This is a genomic window from Pseudomonas sp. NPDC086251, assembly GCF_044746405.1.
GTDB lineage: Bacteria > Pseudomonadota > Gammaproteobacteria > Pseudomonadales > Pseudomonadaceae > Aquipseudomonas.
Genome location: NZ_JBIVBY010000017.1, coordinates 38244 through 56857, shown reverse-complemented (window position 1 = coordinate 56857; position 18614 = coordinate 38244). Strand labels below are relative to the sequence as shown.

The 18614-nt window shown below is 61.2% G+C and carries 18 protein-coding genes; 10 read left to right on the top strand and 8 right to left on the bottom strand.

Going from position 1 to position 18614, the window contains the following annotated elements:
- A complete protein-coding gene (locus ACIPL2_RS20265; protein ID WP_401358887.1) occupies positions 1-1236 on the bottom strand; it encodes a 3-methyl-2-oxobutanoate dehydrogenase (2-methylpropanoyl-transferring) subunit alpha in 1236 nt (411 codons plus the stop codon).
- 185 nt (positions 1237-1421) lie between these two features.
- On the opposite strand from ACIPL2_RS20265, the gene bkdR reads away from it, so the two are divergent.
- Positions 1422-1910 carry a Bkd operon transcriptional regulator BkdR gene (bkdR, locus tag ACIPL2_RS20260; RefSeq protein ID WP_150710645.1) on the top strand — a complete coding sequence of 163 codons (489 nt, stop codon included), beginning with the start codon at positions 1422-1424 and terminating at the stop codon, positions 1908-1910.
- 131 nt (positions 1911-2041) lie between these two features.
- Here the strand turns inward: bkdR and ACIPL2_RS20255 are convergent, their stop codons facing one another.
- Complete coding sequence (locus ACIPL2_RS20255; RefSeq protein ID WP_401358885.1) at positions 2042-2905, bottom strand: MBL fold metallo-hydrolase; 864 nt, start codon at positions 2903-2905, stop codon at positions 2042-2044.
- Between the two features lie 162 nt (positions 2906-3067).
- On the opposite strand from ACIPL2_RS20255, the gene ACIPL2_RS20250 reads away from it, so the two are divergent.
- The 4 genes from ACIPL2_RS20250 to nahK all read left to right on the top strand — a co-directional run bounded on the left by ACIPL2_RS20250 (position 3068) and on the right by nahK (position 9379).
- On the top strand, positions 3068-3874 hold the full coding sequence (locus ACIPL2_RS20250; protein WP_401358883.1) for a sulfite exporter TauE/SafE family protein: 807 nt from the start codon (positions 3068-3070) through the stop codon (positions 3872-3874).
- A gap of 210 nt (positions 3875-4084) precedes the next feature.
- A complete protein-coding gene (locus ACIPL2_RS20245) occupies positions 4085-5269 on the top strand; it encodes a porin (protein ID WP_401358881.1) in 1185 nt (394 codons plus the stop codon).
- A 383-nt stretch (positions 5270-5652) separates the two neighbouring features.
- Positions 5653-6816: a nitric oxide-sensing protein NosP gene (gene nosP / locus ACIPL2_RS20240; RefSeq protein ID WP_401358880.1), complete on the top strand. Its 1164-nt coding sequence runs from the start codon at positions 5653-5655 to the stop codon at positions 6814-6816.
- Complete coding sequence (gene nahK, locus ACIPL2_RS20235; protein ID WP_401359081.1) at positions 6785-9379, top strand: hybrid sensor histidine kinase/response regulator NahK/ErcS'; 2595 nt, start codon at positions 6785-6787, stop codon at positions 9377-9379. The genes nosP and nahK overlap by 32 nt, the downstream gene beginning before the upstream one ends.
- 114 nt (positions 9380-9493) lie before the next feature.
- Here the strand turns inward: nahK and ACIPL2_RS20230 are convergent, their stop codons facing one another.
- The 6 genes from ACIPL2_RS20230 to ACIPL2_RS20205 form a co-directional block, all read right to left on the bottom strand.
- A complete protein-coding gene (locus tag ACIPL2_RS20230) occupies positions 9494-10159 on the bottom strand; it encodes a response regulator (RefSeq protein WP_401358878.1) in 666 nt (221 codons plus the stop codon).
- Between the two features lie 53 nt (positions 10160-10212).
- Positions 10213-10770, bottom strand: a complete 558-nt coding sequence (locus ACIPL2_RS20225; protein ID WP_401358877.1) for a PQQ-dependent catabolism-associated CXXCW motif protein — start codon at positions 10768-10770, stop codon at positions 10213-10215.
- Positions 10771-10995: 225 nt separating this feature from the next.
- A complete protein-coding gene (locus ACIPL2_RS20220) occupies positions 10996-11787 on the bottom strand; it encodes an ABC transporter permease (protein ID WP_401358875.1) in 792 nt (263 codons plus the stop codon).
- Positions 11784-12515, bottom strand: a complete 732-nt coding sequence (locus ACIPL2_RS20215; RefSeq protein WP_401358873.1) for an ABC transporter ATP-binding protein — start codon at positions 12513-12515, stop codon at positions 11784-11786. Before ACIPL2_RS20215 ends, ACIPL2_RS20220 begins: the two co-directional genes overlap by 4 nt.
- On the bottom strand, positions 12512-13471 hold the full coding sequence (locus ACIPL2_RS20210) for a YVTN family beta-propeller repeat protein (RefSeq protein ID WP_401358871.1): 960 nt from the start codon (positions 13469-13471) through the stop codon (positions 12512-12514). The genes ACIPL2_RS20215 and ACIPL2_RS20210 overlap by 4 nt, the downstream gene beginning before the upstream one ends.
- A 30-nt stretch (positions 13472-13501) precedes the next feature.
- Complete coding sequence (locus tag ACIPL2_RS20205) at positions 13502-14686, bottom strand: ABC transporter substrate-binding protein (RefSeq protein ID WP_401358870.1); 1185 nt, start codon at positions 14684-14686, stop codon at positions 13502-13504.
- Between the two features lie 158 nt (positions 14687-14844).
- Between ACIPL2_RS20205 and ACIPL2_RS20200 the strand changes: the two genes are divergently transcribed.
- The 5 genes from ACIPL2_RS20200 (at position 14845) to ACIPL2_RS20180 (ending at position 18353) form a co-directional block, all read left to right on the top strand.
- Positions 14845-14967 (top strand): hypothetical protein, encoded by a 123-nt coding sequence (locus ACIPL2_RS20200; protein WP_401358868.1) that lies wholly within the window; start codon positions 14845-14847, stop codon positions 14965-14967.
- A 332-nt stretch (positions 14968-15299) separates the two neighbouring features.
- Positions 15300-15761, top strand: a complete 462-nt coding sequence (gene pedF, locus ACIPL2_RS20195) for a cytochrome c-550 PedF (RefSeq protein ID WP_401358866.1) — start codon at positions 15300-15302, stop codon at positions 15759-15761.
- Positions 15762-15764: 3 nt separating this feature from the next.
- Positions 15765-16643, top strand: a complete 879-nt coding sequence (locus ACIPL2_RS20190; protein WP_401358865.1) for a substrate-binding periplasmic protein — start codon at positions 15765-15767, stop codon at positions 16641-16643.
- Between the two features lie 11 nt (positions 16644-16654).
- Positions 16655-17398, top strand: a complete 744-nt coding sequence (locus ACIPL2_RS20185) for a quinoprotein dehydrogenase-associated SoxYZ-like carrier (RefSeq protein WP_401359079.1) — start codon at positions 16655-16657, stop codon at positions 17396-17398.
- Positions 17399-17414: 16 nt separating this feature from the next.
- On the top strand, positions 17415-18353 hold the full coding sequence (locus ACIPL2_RS20180; protein ID WP_401358864.1) for a quinoprotein relay system zinc metallohydrolase 1: 939 nt from the start codon (positions 17415-17417) through the stop codon (positions 18351-18353).
- Positions 18354-18614: the final 261 nt, after the last annotated feature.

Sequence of the window (18614 nt, the reverse complement as noted above, 5' to 3'; positions counted from 1 at the left end):
TCAGATCCCCAACTCTTGACGCTGGCGCTTCAAGTGCTCCGGCATCTCTTTATAAACGTCTTCGAACATCGTCGCGGCGCTTGGAATCTGGCCGCCGGCGAGGGTGCCGTACTGCTCGGCTTCTTTCTGCGCGGCAATCACTTCGGCTTCCAGTTCAGCGCTGACGGCGACGTGTTCCTCTTCGGACCAGTGGCCGATTTTCACCAGGTGCTGCTTGAGGCGCGCAATCGGGTCGCCCAACGGGAAGTAGCTCCAGTCGTCGGCAGGACGGTATTTGGACGGATCATCAGAGGTGGAGTGCGGGCCGGCGCGGTAGGTGACCCACTCGAGCATGGTCGGGCCGAGGTTGCGGCGCGCCCGTTCGGCGGCCCAGGCAGAGGCGGCGTAGACCGCGACAAAATCGTTGCCATCGACCCGCAGGGAGGCAATCCCGCAACCGACGCCACGACCGGCGAACGTGGTGGCTTCACCCCCGGCAATCGCCTGGAACGTGGAGATCGCCCACTGGTTGTTGACCACGTTGAGGATCACCGGCGCACGGTAGACGTGGGCGAAGGTGAGGGCGGTGTGGAAGTCCGATTCTGCGGTGGCGCCGTCGCCGATCCAGGCCGAGGCGATTTTGGTGTCGCCCTTGATCGCCGAGGCCATCCCCCAGCCCACGCCCTGTACGAATTGGGTGGCGAGGTTGCCGGAAATGGTGAAGAAGCCGAAGTCTTTGACCGAGTACATGATCGGCAACTGACGTCCCTTGAGCGGATCACGCTCGTTGGACAGCAGCTGGCAGATCAGGTCCACCAGCGGCACTTCGCGCGCCATCAGGATGCTTTGCTGGCGGTACGTCGGGAAGCACATGTCATCGACGTTCAGCGCCAGGGCCTGGCCGCTGCCGATGGCTTCTTCGCCAAGGCTTTGCATGTAGAACGACATTTTTTTCTGACGCTGGGCGACCACCATGCGGTTGTCATAGATCCGCGTCTTGAGCATGGCGCGCATGCCTTTACGCAGGATCTCAACGGGCACGCCTTCAGCCCACGGACCGAGGGCATTGCCTTCGTCGTCGAGCACGCGAATCAGGCCCTTGGCCAGATCAGCCGTGTCAGCCGGTTCAACGTCGATTGGGGGTTTGCGCACCGTGCCGGCGTCGGTCAGACGCAGGTAGGAGAAGTCGGTTTTGCAGCCAGGACGGCCCGAAGGTTCGGGAACGTGCAGATGCAGCGGTTCGTACGCTTGGTTCATGGCTTCTACGCTCGATCTTGTGAATTTTTTGTAGTGAGCTGACAGAATTCCTTCGATAAAAGGAATCTTGTCCTACAACAATAATAGGCCCGGGCCAGAAGAATATTTATCTCTGTTTCGTTGCGCTGGAGATCATTTGAGGATAAATAATCTGCATAAACATAAAAAACAGGTGGTTTTGTCTCATGCGCAAACTGGACCGTACCGATATCGGCATTTTGAACAGCCTTCAAGAGAACGCCCGTATCACCAACGCCGACCTCGCACGCTCGGTCAACCTGTCGCCGACGCCGTGTTTCAACCGGGTCAAGGCGATGGAGGAACTAGGGCTGATTCGTGAGCAGGTGACCCTGCTGGATGCCGATCTGCTGGGGCTGCACGTGAATGTGTTTATCCACGTCAGCCTGGAGAAACAGGTGGAGGAGGCGTTGCAGCATTTCGAAGAGGCGATCTCGGATCGTCCGGAAGTGATGGAGTGCTATTTGATGGCCGGTGACCCGGACTACTTGATCCGCGTGCTGGTGCCGACGATTCAGTCGCTTGAGCGCTTCATGATGGATTTTTTGACCAAAGTGCCGGGCGTGGCGAACATTCGTTCGAGCTTTGCGCTGAAGCAGGTGCGCTACAAAACCGCGCTGCCGTTGCCGGCCAACGGGTTAACCCTTGCCAGCTGAAATATCACCCTGTAGGAGCGAGCTTGCTCGCGATGGACTTGAGGGCGATGCGTTTATTCAGATAACTCGCGTCATCGTTAACGTCCATCGTCGGAGCGCCGCCCGGAGCAAGCTCGCTCCTACAGGCAGGGTCAGAGTTTGTTCAGGGGAATTTTAAGGTACGTGACGCCATTGTCCTCGGGCGGCGGTAGATTCCCCGCCCGCACGTTCACCTGAATCGCCGGCAACAACAGCGTCGGCATGCCCAATCCGGCATCGCGCCCGGTACGCATCGCGACGAACGCGGCCTCATCAATGCCATCGTGAATGTGAATGTTGCTTTTACGCTGCTCACCCACCGTGCTCACGCACTGAGGTTCGCGACCTGCGGGCGGGTAGTCGTGGCAGACATACAGTCGCACGCTGGCAGGAAAGGCCAGCAGTTTGTGAATCGAGGCAAACATCTGGTTGGCGTTGCCGCCGGGGAAGTCGCAACGCGCGGTGCCCACATCCGGCATGAACAGCGTATCGCCCACCAGAATCACATCGCTGTCGATCAGGTAAGCCATGTCCGCCGGGGTGTGGCCGGGCACATGCAGGGCCGTGGCTTTCAGATTGCCGATGCGGAACGATTCGTCCGGCGCAAACAAATGATCAAACTGCGAACCGTCGACACAAAACGCCGGCTCAAGATTGAACAACGCCTTGAACACCCCCTGAACCTTGCTGATCGATTCGCCAATGGCAATCTTCCCGCCCAGCTCCCGGCGCAGGTACGGCGCGGCGGACAGGTGATCGGCGTGGGCGTGGGTTTCCAGCAGCCATTGCACGTGCAACTGATGTTCACGCACGAAGGCGATGATGTTGTCGGCCTGGGTGGTGGCGGTGCGCCCGGCGGCCGGGTCGTAGTCGAGCACCGGATCGACGATCGCGCATTGACCGCCATCGGCTTCGTAGATCACGTAGCTATAGGTCGAGGAGGCAGGGTCGAGGAAGGCTTCAATCAAGGCGGGCATGGTGGCTGTTTCGAGTGGGACAAGTGTTGAGGGTAGTTTCATTTTCCCCGGGTTGACCAGCCCCGGCTGAATTCAATGCAGGAAAAAAGCTGTGCGGGCTCTATCCTGTCACTCAATCGATACCGGGCGTTCCCGGCTTTTTTCGCGGATCACGAGTGTTTTATGTTGCTGGCAGGTTTTTTTGGCGTGGTGATGGGATTGGTGCTCGGCTTGACCGGTGCCGGGGGCGGCATTCTTGCCGTGCCGGCCCTGGTGCTGGGGTTGGGCTGGAGCATGACCCAGGCGGCGCCGGTCGCGCTGTTTGCGGTGGGCAGTGCGGCAGCGGTCGGCGCCATCGACGGTTTGCGGCACGGTCTGGTGCGTTATCGCGCGGCGTTGCTGATCGCACTGTTGGGCGCGATTTTTTCGCCGATCGGCATCTTCTTCGCCCATCAGTTGCCGGAAAAAATCCTGATGATTCTGTTCAGCTTGTTGATGGTCATGGTGGCGTGGCGGATGTTGCGTCGCGAGCGCCAGGACGAAGGGCCGAGCGACCACGGTCACGCCAACTGGGGCCAGAAAAACTGCATGCTCGATCAACAGACCGGGCGCTTTTCCTGGACCGCCAAATGCACCGCGACCCTCGCGGCGCTCGGTGCGGTGACCGGCGTGGTCTCCGGGCTGCTCGGCGTCGGCGGTGGCTTTCTGATCGTCCCGGCGTTCAAGCAACTGACCGATGTGCAGATGCGCGGCATCGTCGCCACCTCCTTGATGGTGATCAGCCTGATCTCCGCCATTGGCGTGATCGGGGCCTTTCATGCCGGCGTGCGCATCGACGGTTTGGGCGTGACGTTCATCCTCGCGAGCATCGTCGGCATGGTCATTGGCCGCAACCTTTGCGCACGCGTAGCGCCGCGGGCACTGCAAACCGGCTTCGCTTCCATCTGCGTGGTGGTCGCCGCTTACATGCTGTTTAGAGCGGTCGTCTAGCCCGTAGCGGTTCCTCTGAACGCCAGTCCGCCCGGCAGGCGTACACCCTTAGTTCCGGGCCTTGGCGTGGCCCGGTCTTACACCGAACTTGCCGCGCACCAGCGGCCAAACCAAAGCACCTGCAAACCGCCTCCAAGGCAGCGTATGACGCCGCCGGTCAGCTTTCGATAATCGCCTCCGACATCCAGTCCCCCCGCTGCGGAGCGCGTCATGCACAACAATAAGAACTTCAAGCATCGTTTCTTGCCGGCCTTCATCGCCAGCCTGTCGACCTTCGGTTTGAGCTCGATCGCTGAAGCCGAGATCATGCTGTACGACAAGGACCAGACCACGTTTTCCACTGACGGCTACATCAACGCCTTCTACGTAAACAGCGATGTCGACCGTGCCGGCGATCAGTACGACCGCAAGCAAGCGCGAGTGAAAATGGGGTATCTGCCCAACTACCTGGGCTTCAACATGGGCAAGCAAGTCGATGACCTGAAGCTCGGCGCCCGGGCATCGTTCTGGGTGACCATCAACGACAGCCAGACCAACGGCACCGACACTGCCATCGATGTGCGGCAGTTCTACGGCACCGTGGCCAATCCTGAGTGGGGCGAGGTGCTGATCGGCAAGGACTTCGGCCTGTTTGCCCGCTCCAACATCCTGCTGGATGAGTTGCTCGCCGGTTACGGTCAGGTCAGCGATACCTTGGGGCTGGTGGACGGTGGCGGGGTGTCGTTCGGCAACATCGGCACGGGCTATCCGTACCCGTTCCCGACGTCGCAGATCACCTATCGCACGCCGGTGATGGAGGGACTGCGGGTGGCGGTGGGGATCATGGACCCGGTGGACACCAACGACAGCAGCCCGTTGGGCAAGGCGTATCAGGAAAACCCGCGTACCGAGAGCGAGGTCACCTACCAGTTCGACGTGGCCGGGGCGAAGATTTATAGCTGGGTCAACGGCAGCTACCAGACGTCGGACAATACTGATTCCACCGTCAACTCGGTCACCTCCAAAGGTGTTGGCTACGGCGTGCAGGCGAAAATGGGCGGCCTGACCCTGGTCGGTTCTGGCTTCCAGGCCAAGGGCATCAACCCGTTCTTCACCAACAACGCCGGTGAGCCGACCCTGCGCAACGTCGACAGCGACGGCTACCTGTTGCAGGGCTCCTACAAACTCGGCAAGAACCGCCTGGCCTTGTCTTACGGCAAGACCAACGACGATGGCAACGGCGTGGTCGGCAGCGGTGCGGACTACGAGACCCGGGGTGTTGCGCTGTTCCATGACATCAACGACAACCTCAAATTGGTGGCCGAGTACAACCAGTTCGAAATCAACGGCCACGACACCAGCGACCAGAATGAAAACACCGACACCTTCGCGGTGGGTGCTGTGTTGACCTGGTAACCCCACGCCAACCCCCTGTAGGAGCGAGGCTTGCCCGCGAAGAGGCCATCACATTCAACATTGATGTCGACTGGTACACCGCCTTCGCGGGCAAGCCTCGCTCCTACAGTGGGGGCGGTGTGGGCCTGGTAGTCCTGCGCCAATCCTTTGTAGGAGCGAGGCTTGCCCGCGAAGAGGCCATCACATTCAACATCGATATCGACTGGCACACCGCTTTCGCGGGCAAGCCTCGCTCCTACAGGGGATGTGTGGCGTTTTTTAGATCCGCGATAGACCGGCTCTCATCCCATCGAAGCGGCTATTCGCTACCCAAGTAGCATACGTCGCAGCCCCTAGCCTTCGTACACTCGTGCCTCATACACGCGCACCTGCGGGAGGCGACAATGCAGCAGGTCCAGAATGAAGGTGTGGTCAGTGCGATGTCCCAGGCCACCGATGCCCAGCAGGTGGCGCAGGAGCTGGCGCGGCAGCTATTGCACCCGCATTTGGGCTTCGTACTGTTTTTCTGTTCCGCCGAGTACGACTTGCAGGCGCTGGGCCAGGCCTTGCAACAAAGCTTCGGCGGTATTCGCCTGGTCGGTTGCACCAGCGCCGGGGAAATCACTCCGCTGGGCTACGGCCGCAATTGCGTGACAGCGGTGGGTTTCGACCATCGGCATTTTTCCATCGACGCTGAACTGATCTCCGAAATGGAGCACTTCAGCCTGATCGACGCCCAGCAAATGGTCGAGCGCCTGGTGAGTGGCTGTCGCAGCAACACCCTGGCGCCGATCAAGGGCAACAGCTTCGCCTTGACCTTGCTCGACGGCCTGTCCAGCCGCGAAGAAATGGTCCTCGCCGCCCTGAGTGCGGCACTGGGTGACATCCCGCATTTCGGCGGCTCGGCCGGCGACGACAACCGCCTGACCCACACCCATGTCTATTGCAATGGCGAGTTCCACAGCGGCGCCGCGGTGGTGGTGCTGGTCAACACCTGGCTGGATTTTGAAGTGTTCACCACCCACCACATCCTGCCAAGGGCGGAAAAACTGGTGGTCACCGGGGCCGACAGCGCCTCACGCCGGGTCTTCGAACTGAATGCCGAACCCGCCGCCGAGGAGTACGCCCGCCACATCGGCGTGCCCGTCGCGGAGCTCGATCACCGGGTCTTCGCCGCGCACCCCTTGGCGGTGCGGATCAACGATCAGTATTACGTGCGGGCGATCCAGCAGGTTCACCCGGACCTGAGCCTGAGTTTCTACTGCGCGGTGGAAAACGGCATCGTCCTCACGGTCATGACCCCAGGCCCGATGCTGCCGAACCTGCAAACCCTGTTCGAAGGCCTTCAAGAGCGCCTCGGCGACCTGTTGCTGACCATCGGCTGCGACTGTTTTCTCAGGCGTCTGGAACTGGAAGACGGCGGCAGTCTGGAGCAGATCGGAAGGTTTTTGCGTGACCAGCGGGTGATGGGTTTCAACACCTACGGAGAACAGTTCAATGGCATGCACATCAACCAGACCTTCACTGGGGTTGCCATTGCCCGAGGCCGGACCCCTGGACATCGCTGAGCTTCAGGCACAGGTCGCCAGCCTGCGTCACGACAACCAGAAATTGCAGCGCATCAATGGCGCGCTGATCGAGCGGATCGAGTCCGGCATCACCCGTGGCAACGACCCGTACGCGGCGTTCCAGCATTCGGTGGTGCTGGCTGAACAAGTTCGCGAGCGCACCGACGCCTTGAACCAGGCGATGGCCGAACTCAAGTCGGGTAACCATTTGCTCAGCGAAGCGCGCCTGCGGGCAGAAACCGCCCATCAACATTTGATCGACGCCATCGAGAGCATTTCCGACGCCTTTGTACTGTTCGATGCCGATCAGCGAATCGTCCTGTTCAACAGCCGTTTCAAGGCGTTCTGGGGCAACAGCCGGGTGCGGATCAACGCCGGCATGCGCCTGTCCGAGGTCAAGCGCTTGATGGCCTCCACCGGGTTGTTCACCGAAGAACCCCGTGGGCATGCCGACGAAAACCTGCTCTATCGCCTGCAGAACGGTCGCTGGCTGCAAGTCAGCGAACGGCCGACCCAGGAAGGCGGGCGGGTGATCCTGTTCACCGACATCACCGACGTCAAACTCAGTGAAACCGTGCGCCGTGAACAAGCCGTGGCGCAGAAATCGCATTTGCTGCAACGGGCGGTCGACAACCTGTCCCAAGGCGTGGCGATGGTCAACGCCGAAGGCATCCTGGAACTGTGGAACCGGCGTTTCCTTGAGCTCAGCGGACTCGCTCCAGTGGCGGCGCATCGACCGTTCGCCGAGGTGATCGCCGACAGCGAATTGAACCTGCTGACCCCGGCCAGCCGCGATCCGAACGGGCGGCACGTGCAGGAATGCGAACAGCGCCTGTACGATGGCCGAGTCCTGGAAATCCGCACCCATCCGTTGCCCACCGGTGGCTTCGTCAACACCTTCACCGACATCACCGAACGCTACCAGCACGCCGAAGCCCTCAGCGAAAGCGAGCGCTGGATTCGCCTGATCACCGACCATGTGCCGGCGTTGATCGCCTACCTCAACGCCGATCTGGTCTACGAGTTCACCAACAAAGTCTACGAAGAATGGTACTGCTGGCCGCGTGGCGTGATGCTAGGGCAGAGTCTGCGCGAAGTGCACAGCGAACAGCATTACCAACGCCTGGAAGCCTACGTGGCGCGGGCGCTGGCCGGTGAAAGCGTGACATTTGAGTTCGCCGAAACCAACATCAACAATCAGGAGCGCTACATGCTGCGCTCTTACGTGCCCAATCGCCTGGCCACCGGGGAAGTGGTGGGGATTTTCGTGTTGATCCGCGACATCACCGAGCGTCGCCGCACTGCCGAGGCGTTGCACCAGGCTTATCAGAACCTTGAACTGCGAGTGCGCGAACGCACGGCGGAGCTGACCACGCTCAATGACCAGTTGCTGCGCGAGATCGATGAACGTCGGCGCATGGAATCGCGCTTGCGTGAAGCCAAACTCGAAGCCGAGCAGGCCAACCTGTCAAAGACCAAATTTCTCGCCGCGGTCAGCCACGACCTGCTGCAACCGCTGAATGCTGCGCGGCTGTTTACCAGCGCGCTGATGGAGCGCCGCGAGCCGGTGGCCAACGCAATTCTGGTGCGCAATGTCAGCAATTCCCTCGAAGACGTGGAAAACCTGCTGGGCACATTGGTGGACATTTCCAAACTGGATGCCGGAGTCATCAAGGCCGACATCGCGCCGTTTGCCCTCAGTGAGTTGCTGGACAACCTCGCCGCCGAATACACCCACGTGGCGCGTAGCGAAGGGCTGCAACTGCATTTCATCCCGTGCTCGGCGCTGGTGCGCAGCGACATTCAGTTGCTGGCGCGGATTCTGCGCAATCTGCTGAGCAACGCCATTCGCTACACCTACAGCGGTCGGGTGGTGCTCGGGTGCCGGCGTCATCATCAGCGGTTGTCGATTGAAGTCTGGGACAGCGGCATGGGCATCGCGGAAAACCGCCTGGAAGAGATTTTCCAGGAGTTCAAACGTGGTGACGTGCAACGTCCGGATCAGGATCGCGGGTTGGGTCTGGGGCTGGCGATCGTGGAGAAGATTGCCGGGATTCTCGGGCACCGGATTCATGTGCGTTCGTGGCCGGGCAAGGGCTCGATGTTCTCGGTTGAAGTGCCTTTGAGCGCGACCGCACCGAAGGCGCTGCCGAGTCTGGTCATGAGTGAGCCGATGCTTGAGCGTCTGCGCGGCGCCCGGGTGTGGGTGCTGGACAACGACGCGGCGATTTGCGCCGGCATGCGCACCTTGCTGGAAGGGTGGGGATGCCGGGTGGTGACGGCGTTGTCGGAGCAGGACCTGGCGCGGCAGGTGGACAACTACCATGAAGAAGCCGACCTGCTGATCGCCGACTATCACCTGGATGACGATCAGAACGGCGTAGATGCCGTGGCGCGGATCAATGCCCGGCGTGGCTCAGCGATCCCGGCGATGATGATCACGGCCAATTACAGCAATGAACTCAAACTGCAGATTCGCGAGCTGGGTCACACGTTGATGCATAAGCCGGTGCGGCCGATGAAGCTCAAGACGGCGATCAGTCATTTGCTCGGCAGGCCTTGAGGCTTCTGGTGTTTGTGCTGGTCTCTTCGCGAGCAAGCCCGCTCCCACATTTGATTTGAGGTGAACTCGGTCAAATGTGGGAGCGGGCTTGCTCGCGAAAGGGGCGACGCGGTCTCAGCGCCGTAGGTAAGACCCGAAATCAATATCCCCGGCACTCAGTATTGCCTGCACCCGGTTGTGCACATTGAGTTTGCGCAAGATCGCCGAGACATGCGCCTTGACCGTGGTTTCGGCGATTTCCAGGGTGTAGGCGATCTGCTTGTTCGACTCACCTTTCGTCATGCGTTCGAGCACCAACAACTGCTTGCGGGTCAGGGCCTGGAGCAGTTCGGTCGGGAAGCTCGGGTTGTCGTTCATGCGGCGATGAGTGCCGGGTTTTTGCGTGCGGATGATGTCCGGCGGCAAGTAGACATTGCCGTTGAGAATCTGCTGGATGGCCTCGGTCATCTGCACCCGCGGCGAGGATTTGGTGATGAAACCCACCGCACCATACGTGATGGCTTGCAGCACGATCTGTTTGTCCTGTTCGGCCGAGACGATCACCACCGGAATGGTCGGCGCCTCGTTGCGCAGGTTGATCAGGCCATTGAGGCCGTGCATGCCGGGCATGTTCAGGTCGAGCAGGATCAAGTCCAGGTCGTCGTGGTCCTGCGTCAGCGCCAGGGCGCTGTCGAGGTCGGCGGTTTCCATCACTTCGCTGCCGGGGAAACCGTCGCTGATGACGTTATGGATGGCTTCGCGAAACAGCGGGTGATCGTCGGCAATCAGAATTTTATACATAGCCTTTCACCTCATTATTTTGATTATGGTGGGACAACACGCAAGCGTAAAGATCAGGGAAAGGGCTCGGGCTGGGCCGGCACCACGGGCAGGTTCGCCGCTTGCCAGGCATCCAGGCCATCGCGGTACCAATACAGTGTTTTATAGCCCATGGCGGCGGCGCGCCTGACCGCGTTCCAGCTCAACCAGCAATCGGAGCGGCAGTAGAAGACCAGCGGTTGCGCGCGATCGCCGGCGGTCAATGCGTTCAGCTTACGCGCAAAATAGTCGCGCCAGTCGGGCGTCAGGTCACCGTCGCCGGTATTGGCCAGCCAATGGCTGCCGGGCAGGTTCTCGTGGGGCTGGTCTTCGATGAAACGGCCTTGCAGCCATTGACGGCGGTAGACATCGATCAGCACCGGACGCGGTGTTTGGCTCAGCAGGGTTTGCAGGGCGGCGGTGTCGACGATGGCCGCTCCGTCCAGTTGATTCGGCGTTGGGCTGCGGTATAGACCGATGCGGTAGCCGTCGGCGGAGAACAGCGGGGTCTCGGCGTGCGCGACGCCCAGCAACAGGCTCAACGACAGCACAGCGAGCGAAGGGCGCAGCAGACGACGTCGGGCACGCGGCATGGGGTTCAATCCTTATAGTTATGAACCCATTACATGCCAGTCGCGGTGCGATTGGAATGCGACGATAGACAGGTAAACCGGTACTAAAGTAGTAATTTTCTCCTATTCAACGAAGATCAAATGTGGGAGCGGGCTTGCTCGCGAAGGCGGCGTGTCAGACACCTACTGTGTCGACTGGATGGCCGCTTTCGCGAGCAAGCCCGCTCCCACATTGGATTTGTGGTGTTAGCTGGATTTGCGTAAGGCGGCGTGTTGCGGGTTGAAGGTGAGCACGGCGAGCAGGGTGAACAGCAGCGTCAAGCCCACGCAGACCCCGAGCGCCAACGGATTGAAGCGTTCATACAAGGCAAACCGCACCAGCTCCACCGCATGGGTGAACGGATTCACCGCGCACAACCAGTACAACCACTCGCTGGACTCGCGCATTTTCCACAGCGGGTACAACGCCGACGACAGGAAAAACAGCGGAAAGATCACGAAATTCATTACCCCGGCGAAGTTCTCCAACTGGCGGATCGCATTGGATAGCAGCAGGCCCAGTGCACTGAGCATTAACGCCACCAGCAACAGCGCCGGCAAGGCGATCAACAAGCCCATGGCCGGCGGCTGCACGCCATACAGCCAGGCGATCGCCAGAAAGGCATACACCTGCAACAGCGAAATCAGCGAGGTAGCCAACAACTTGCTGCACAGCAGGAAGGTCCGGGGCAGGGGGCTGGTCAGCAGCACGCGCATGCTGCCCATCTCCCGGTCGTAGACCATCGACAGCGAACCTTGCATGCCGTTGAACAGCAGAATCATGCAGGCCAGGCCCGGGATGATGTAGACCTCGTAGGGAATGTAGGTGTCGTAAGGCTCGATGATCGCGATCCCGAGGGCCGCGCGGAAACCGGCGGCGAACACCAGCAGCCACAGCAGCGGCCGCACCAGCGCACTGAGAAACCGTGTGCGCTGCAACACGAAACGCAGCCATTCGCGCAGGACGATGCCGCTGAAACATTGCCAGTAAGCGTTCATCGGGCGGCTCCAGAGGTGGTCAGGCGAGCGAAGGCCGAGCCGAGATCGCCACCGTGTTCCAGGCTCAGCGCGTCGGCCTGTCCGCTGGCGACCAAGCGGCCCTGATGGAGAATCAGCAAGTCATCGCTGGGCTGCACTTCATCCAGTAAATGAGTGGTCCACAGCACGCTGATGTGCTGTTCGCGGCACAGGCTGCGGATGTGTTGATTGAGCGCCAAGCGACTGGCCGGGTCGAGACCGACACTGGCTTCGTCGAGCAGCAACAGGCGTGGTTCATGCAGCAAGGCGCGGGCGATTTCCACTCGGCGACGGTGGCCACCGTTGAGTTCGCGCACCCGTTCCCGACGGCGTTCTGTCAGCGCTTGGCGCGCCAGTTCGGCCTCGACCCGCAGGCCGGTCTGGCGCCGCGACATGCCATGTAGCGCGGCGTGATAACGCAGGTTCTGCTCGACGCTGAGGTCCAGGTCCAGAGTGCTTTGCTGGAACACCACGCCCAATTGCTTGAGTGCCGGCCGCGCGGCGTTGCGCAGCGAACAGCCGCCGACCGAAATGTCACCGCGTTGCAGATCATACAGCCGGGTGAGCAGGGCGATCAGCGTCGACTTGCCCGCGCCGTTCGGCCCCAACAGCGCCGCGAAACGTCCGGGCGCCAGGCTGAAATTCACCTGGCGCAAGGCCTCGCGTGTGCCATAAGCAAAGCTCAGGTCGCTGACGTCCAGTGCGTTCATGGCGTTACCACCACGCCCCACGGATAGCGCCCGACCTTGACCGATTTGGTGACCTTGAGGCTGTCGACATCGATCACCGACACATCACCGCTGACGCCATTGGTGGCAAGCAATTGCTTTTGGTCCGGGGTAAATGACATCTGCCAGACGCGCCGACCGACCAGCAGGTAATCGAGGATTTCGAAGGTCTTGGCATCGATCACCGCCACATGATTCGCCGGGCCGAGGGCGACGAAACCGTACTTGCCGTCGGCGCTGAGCTTGATGCCCACCGGTTGCACCTTGTCCGGGTGCACGCCCTTGATCTGGAAGGTCAGGGTCTTGAGGATCTTGCGCGTCGCCACGTCGAGAATGGTCACCGTGCCGCCGATCTCCGCCGACGCCCAGAGCTTCGAACCGTCCGGGGTGAACTCGACGAAGCGCGGGCGCTGATCCACCAGCGTGCTGTCGGCCAGGGTCTGGGTGCTGGTGTCGATCCAGTGCAGCATGTTGGTGGTTTCACTGGTGTTCACCGCCCATTTGCCATCGGGGCTGACGGCCATGCCTTCGGGCTCGACGCCGACGTTGATCTGGCTCAGGACCTTGGAGGTTTCGGTGTCGATCACCGTCACCAGCGCATCGTCCTCGTTGGAAACGTACAGCCACCGGTTGTTGGGATGCAGGGCGAATTGCTCGGGGTCCTTGCCGGACGGCAGTTCCTTGATGATCTTGCGCGTGGCCACGTCCATCACCTGCACTCGGTCCGAATCGCTGGCGCAGATGTACAGCAGCTTGTTGTCATGAGACAGCAACAGGCCGCGCGGGCGCTGGCCGACGGGCAGGGTGTCGGTGACTTGCAGGGTCTGCAGGTCGATCAGGCTCAGGCTGTTGTCCTTTTCGTTGGAGACCCAGGCGGTGCTGGCCGCGGCGTGCCCGGCGGCGAGCAAGAGGGCGCAGGAAAGCAGGGTGCGGCGCATGGCAGATTCCTTGTTGTTTTAATTATCGGCTCAGGGAAAACGGCAGGTGACTTCGGCCTTGTCGTAGCCGAGGCTGTCCATTTCGTTAAAGGGGTGCAGGAAACCGTCCTGGGGCGAGGTGCTGACCAGTGCGCGGGGCTGGACGATCGGTATCGGTTGGCGCAACTGGCCGTTCCACGGTCGATAACTGAGTTTGCGACCCTTGAAACCGTCCAGCGGCAATTGATCGCTGATCTCAAGCGTACGGATCGCCATCGGATCGACCTGACGCAGTTTGCTCACCGCGCTGGCGAGGCTGCGCACGGCGATCCATGCGGCGAAATCGCGGTCGTTCATCCAGCGTTCGGCCAGGGCTTCGAAGCGCTTTTGCAATTGCGCGGCGCCGTAGGTTTCCACGGTTTTGTGCCAGCCCACCGGCGTCAGGCCCTGGGTGCCGGCGACCGGGCGGGGATACCAGGTCTGGTAGGGCACGTACTCGCCAAAGTCGCCGCGTTCATCGGCCACTAGCACCACGTCGTACTCGGCGGTTTGGGTGAACAGCGGCATGTCGGCCTGGGCGCTGCGGCGCTGATCGTTGTCGAAGCTCCAGGCTTTTTCCGCCACCAGTTTCAGCCCGAAGCGTTTGGCCGCGCGGCGCAGGGCGGCGGCATAGGCTTGATCGTCCGGGGTCGGGCCGACGATCAGCAGCGCCCGTTGCCATTTGCGCACCACCAGGAATTGCGCCAGCGCATCGGCGAGCATCGCGCGGCTCGGCAAGCTGTGCAGCACGTTCGGCAGGCAATCGGTGGTGCGCAGGCTGTCATCAGGGCTGCCGGCGTTGAACAGCAAACTGTCGGGCAACGCGGCGCTGAGTTGGCGCAGGCTGGCGGCCGGCGCGTTCACCACAAACAGACGCAGGCCCTGTTCATGCTGGGCCTTGGCCGCTTCGAGCAGCGCATCCGGCGTGTCGACGTTGGCGCTGAGCAGGCTGTAACTCTGGTTGAGAAAACGCCCGGTGCTGTTGCTGTCGGTGATCGCCAGTTCGGCGCCGCGCAACCCGGCATCGACCGGTTCGGGAATGATGTTCGACAGCAGCGGGCCCGGATCGGTGCGATAGCCCAAATAGCCGATCTGCACCTGCAACGGCGCGTCGGCCGCCTGGCTCTGGGTCGCCAGCCCGGCGGCGCAGGCAATCGCCAGCAGGTAGATCAGGGCGTATGGGGCAAGCTGGCGCATAAGGCACTCCGTTACAGGTAGCGCCAGCATAGGAAGCCTGCGAGGCAGAATGAAATATGCAGAAAGTACCGCTCAGGCAGTACCAAGGTAGTAACTCATCGGCGGCGGCGCGGTTTTAGCATGGGTTTCAACGGCCATCACTGTGAGGGAGATCGACCATGCGTATTCTCAAGGCGCTGCTCCTGCCGTTGCTGCTGATTTTGACGTTGATCGGCGTCGACAAATTGCATGGCCCGCGACCGACGCTGGTGCAGGTCTTGCCCGCGACACCGGCGCGTTAGGCGGCGCGGATCAACGTTGGTAGTGGCGCCCATGGAGGTAGTCACAGGAGCTGACGCTCGACCTAGCCCCCTGTAGGAGCGAGCTTGCTCGCGAAAAACGTCAATGCTGGCGCGTTTTAACAGGGAAAACGCGGCGTCTATGCGTCCATCGCGAGCAAGCTCGCTCCTGCAGGGGGGAGTGGTTTTCGGATTTGGGTGTGCGCCACAAGCCCTACTACCAAGGTACTGGGTGGCGGCCACCAAAGCAGCATGGGGCTGGCGCGAAGTCGTTCCTAAGATGGGTGCCATAGCCTCTTCAAAGAGGTTTTGCGTGCAATCCTGAGGGCATAACAATGACAACAAAACGCAACGCCTTACTCGTTGCCGGACTGCTGGCCGGTTTTATCAGCGCAGGTTCCGTCTGGGCCCACGGCAACGTGGTACCGCAGGCCATCGCTACGCCGGGCCTGACCCCGATCAAGGATTCCGGAGTGCCGGTCGATGCCGATGGCTGGGCCTCGGTGAACCCTTATCGCACCTCACCGGAACATGACAAGGCCGTGGAAATCGGTTCCTCCGCCTACAACCAGAACTGCGCGGCGTGTCATGGCCTGGAAGCCAAGTCCGGTGGCATCGCCCCGGATTTGCGCATGCTCGATGTCGCTGACGCCGGGGATGAATGGTTCGTCGAACGCGTGCGCCACGGCGCGGTGCGTGATGGCCGGGTCTACATGCCGAAGATGGCCGACTACTTGAGCCAGGAAGCCTTGTGGGCGGTGCGCACTTACCTGGATAGCGTTCACGTCGAGGAGTAACCCATGCGCCTGCTCGCTGTGTTGATCAGCGCTGCGCTGCTGTGCTGCCAGGTGGTGCAGGCGCAGGTTCGCACCTATGACGAAATGATCGCCGCCGGGGAGCTGAAAGTGGCGGTCTACAAGGACTTCGCCCCCTACAGTTTTGAAGACGCCGGCCAGCCGCGAGGCGTTGATGTCGAACTCGCCCAGGCACTGGCCAAGTCGCTAGGCGTGCAGTTGAAACTGATCTGGGCACCGGCCGGCGAGAAGCTCGACGACGACCTGCGCGACTACATCTGGCGCGCCAGTCAGTTGCACGATCAGCAACTGGCCGACCTGATGATGCGCGTGCCCTACGACCGCGATTACGCGCAAAAACGTAACGAACTGGGTGAGCTGGAAAACGGCCACGTGGTGATGTTCGGGCCGTACCAGAACGAAAAATGGCAAGTCGCCTATGACCGCCGTCGACTGGACAAGGTCGGCAGCGTCGCGGTGTTCGAGCAACACCCGATCGGCGTTGAGGTCGACAGCGTGCCGTCGTTTTACCTGACGTCGGTGTTCAACGGCATGCTCGCCGCCAAGACTCACCACTATCCCGACGTGCCTCAGGCCTTTGCGGCGATGAAGGCCGGCGAAGTCGATGCGGTGATGGCCATGCGCGGTGAAATCGACTGGCAAGTCCACGAAGCGGCGGACCCGCAAGTGGCGCTGGCGGAAAACGCCTACCCGAACATGGGCAAGCAACTCTGGGAGATCGGCATGGCGGTGCACGAAAGCAACCGCCAGCTGGCGTATGCCGTGGAAGAGGCGCTGGAAGGCCTGATCCGCGAGGGCTCGGTCAAAACCATTTATGGCCATTACGGCCTGCGCTATGACGTGCCCGAGATGTATCAACAGTGAATTGGCCAGCGATGTGCCTGATCTGCTGGTTGCCCATTGCTGCGCACGCGTCGGACCTCGAACCGCGCAAGGACCCGGTGCCGTCGGTGATGTGGGACTTCTATCACAAGCAAATGCTCGGCGACGCACCGTTTGTGTTTGATGACCGCGTGAAGCTGCTGGCGCCGCCGTTTGCCGAAGACGCCCGGCAAGTGCCGCTGGAAATCGACGCCCGGGCGTTCAAGGGCGAAGTGGTGAAGATCCTCGCCTGGGCGGAACTCAATCCCTTGCCGAAAATAGTCGACTTCCAGCCCCTCGACCGCGTACTGCCGTGGTTGTCGATCCGCATCCGCATCGAGCAAGCCACACCGTTGCGTGCGGCGGTGCTGACCCGCGACGGCGTGTGGCATGTCGGTTCAACCCTGATCGATGCGGCGGGCGGCGGCTGCACGGCGCCGAGCGTGGTGCGCACGCAGCCGGGCTGGGAAGAGCACATCGGCGAAGTGCTTGGCGGGCGTTATCCCCGTGGCGAATTCAGCCGTGTGCGTATGCAGGTGGCGCATCCGATGGACAACGGCATGGTCAGCGGCATTCCTGAGTTCTTCATCAACCATGCCGAACTGCGCGATCAAGACGATCAAGTGCTGGCCCGTCTCGAACTGTTTCCCGCCGTCAGCGAAAACCCCAACCTGACCTTCGACATCGAAGGGGCAGGGCAGACGCGCCTGTTGTTGCGTGACAACAGCGGCAATCAATTCGATGCGGCCATACCCTGACCTCAAGGAGCGCGTGATGCGCTGGATACTGCTGCTGTGTCTGAGCCTGAGCCTTCCTGTGTGGGCCGACCTCGACTACTCACTCAAACCCCGACAGATCGCCCAAGACACCTGGCTGCTGGAAGGCAGTACCGACAATTTCGCCAAGGCCAACGGCGGCAACATCGTCAACACCGCGTTCATCGTCACCGAGCGTGGGGTGGTGGTGATCGATACCGGGCCGTCGAAGCGCTACGGCGAAGCGATGCGCAAGGCGATTGCCGCCACCACCGACAAACCGGTGATTCAGGTGCTGCTGACCCATCATCACCCGGACCATGTGCTGGGCAATCAGGCTTTCACCGATGTGCCGATTGGCGCATTGGCGGGCACCACCGAGCTGCTGCATCAGCAGGGCGACGGCATGGCCGAGAATATGTATCGGTTGGTGGGCGACTGGATGCGCGGCACCGAAGTGGTGTTGCCGACCGAGACGCTGACATCTGGCGTGAAAAGTTTTGGGAATCACGATTTGCGCCTGCTGAGCCTGGGTGGGCACACCGGCGCGGACCTGGCTATTCTCGACCAGAAAACCGGCGTGTTGTTCGCCGGGGATTTGGTGTTTTATCAACGGGCGCTGACCACGCCGAACAGTCCTGGGCTTTCAGTCTGGCTGGCAGATATCACCACACTCCAGACCTTGCCGTGGACGCTGATCGTGCCCGGCCATGGCCCGGTGGCCAGCGATCAACAACCCTTCGAACAGATGCGCGATTACCTCACCTGGCTCGACCAGTTGCTGCGCGATGGCGCCGCCAACGGCAGTGACATGGCCGAGATGATCCGCAGCCCCATCCCCGAACAGTTCGCCAGCATCAACCTGAGCCGCTACGAACTGATCCGCAGCGTCAGCCATCTGTACCCGCGTTACGAGCGCGGGCAGATGACCCGAGTCGATTCCAGCGCGAACAAATGAACAACACCGATCCAATGTGGGAGCGGGCTTGCTCGCGAAGGCGGTGGATCAGTAAATAAATGCTTCAACTGACACACTGCCTTCGCGAGCAAGCCCGTTCCCACATTGGGCCGGCGTTGATCACCACATCGGTGTTCATTTCCTCCGACCCGCTACTAAGGAACTAGCAATCTCAGCACTGCGGGCAATTGTTGCAAGGGCGGTGGCGGCGAAGAATCTGCACCAGACCGGGAAAATTTCCCGGGTATAACAAAAACCGCA

Coding starts and splice junctions, on each gene's coding strand:
- nosP (WP_401358880.1), top strand. CDS start 5,653: ATGCAGCAGGTCCAGAATGAAGGTGTGGTCAGTGCGATGTCCCAGGCC.
- pedF (WP_401358866.1), top strand. CDS start 15,300: ATGACAACAAAACGCAACGCCTTACTCGTTGCCGGACTGCTGGCCGGT.
- ACIPL2_RS20225 (WP_401358877.1), bottom strand. CDS start 10,770: ATGCCGCGTGCCCGACGTCGTCTGCTGCGCCCTTCGCTCGCTGTGCTG.
- ACIPL2_RS20185 (WP_401359079.1), top strand. CDS start 16,655: ATGTGCCTGATCTGCTGGTTGCCCATTGCTGCGCACGCGTCGGACCTC.
- bkdR (WP_150710645.1), top strand. CDS start 1,422: ATGCGCAAACTGGACCGTACCGATATCGGCATTTTGAACAGCCTTCAA.
- ACIPL2_RS20215 (WP_401358873.1), bottom strand. CDS start 12,515: ATGAACGCACTGGACGTCAGCGACCTGAGCTTTGCTTATGGCACACGC.
- ACIPL2_RS20255 (WP_401358885.1), bottom strand. CDS start 2,905: ATGCCCGCCTTGATTGAAGCCTTCCTCGACCCTGCCTCCTCGACCTAT.
- ACIPL2_RS20205 (WP_401358870.1), bottom strand. CDS start 14,686: ATGCGCCAGCTTGCCCCATACGCCCTGATCTACCTGCTGGCGATTGCC.
- ACIPL2_RS20250 (WP_401358883.1), top strand. CDS start 3,068: ATGTTGCTGGCAGGTTTTTTTGGCGTGGTGATGGGATTGGTGCTCGGC.
- ACIPL2_RS20200 (WP_401358868.1), top strand. CDS start 14,845: ATGCGTATTCTCAAGGCGCTGCTCCTGCCGTTGCTGCTGATTTTGACG.
- ACIPL2_RS20230 (WP_401358878.1), bottom strand. CDS start 10,159: ATGTATAAAATTCTGATTGCCGACGATCACCCGCTGTTTCGCGAAGCC.
- ACIPL2_RS20265 (WP_401358887.1), bottom strand. CDS start 1,236: ATGAACCAAGCGTACGAACCGCTGCATCTGCACGTTCCCGAACCTTCG.
- ACIPL2_RS20180 (WP_401358864.1), top strand. CDS start 17,415: ATGCGCTGGATACTGCTGCTGTGTCTGAGCCTGAGCCTTCCTGTGTGG.
- ACIPL2_RS20245 (WP_401358881.1), top strand. CDS start 4,085: ATGCACAACAATAAGAACTTCAAGCATCGTTTCTTGCCGGCCTTCATC.
- ACIPL2_RS20220 (WP_401358875.1), bottom strand. CDS start 11,787: ATGAACGCTTACTGGCAATGTTTCAGCGGCATCGTCCTGCGCGAATGG.
- ACIPL2_RS20210 (WP_401358871.1), bottom strand. CDS start 13,471: ATGCGCCGCACCCTGCTTTCCTGCGCCCTCTTGCTCGCCGCCGGGCAC.
- ACIPL2_RS20190 (WP_401358865.1), top strand. CDS start 15,765: ATGCGCCTGCTCGCTGTGTTGATCAGCGCTGCGCTGCTGTGCTGCCAG.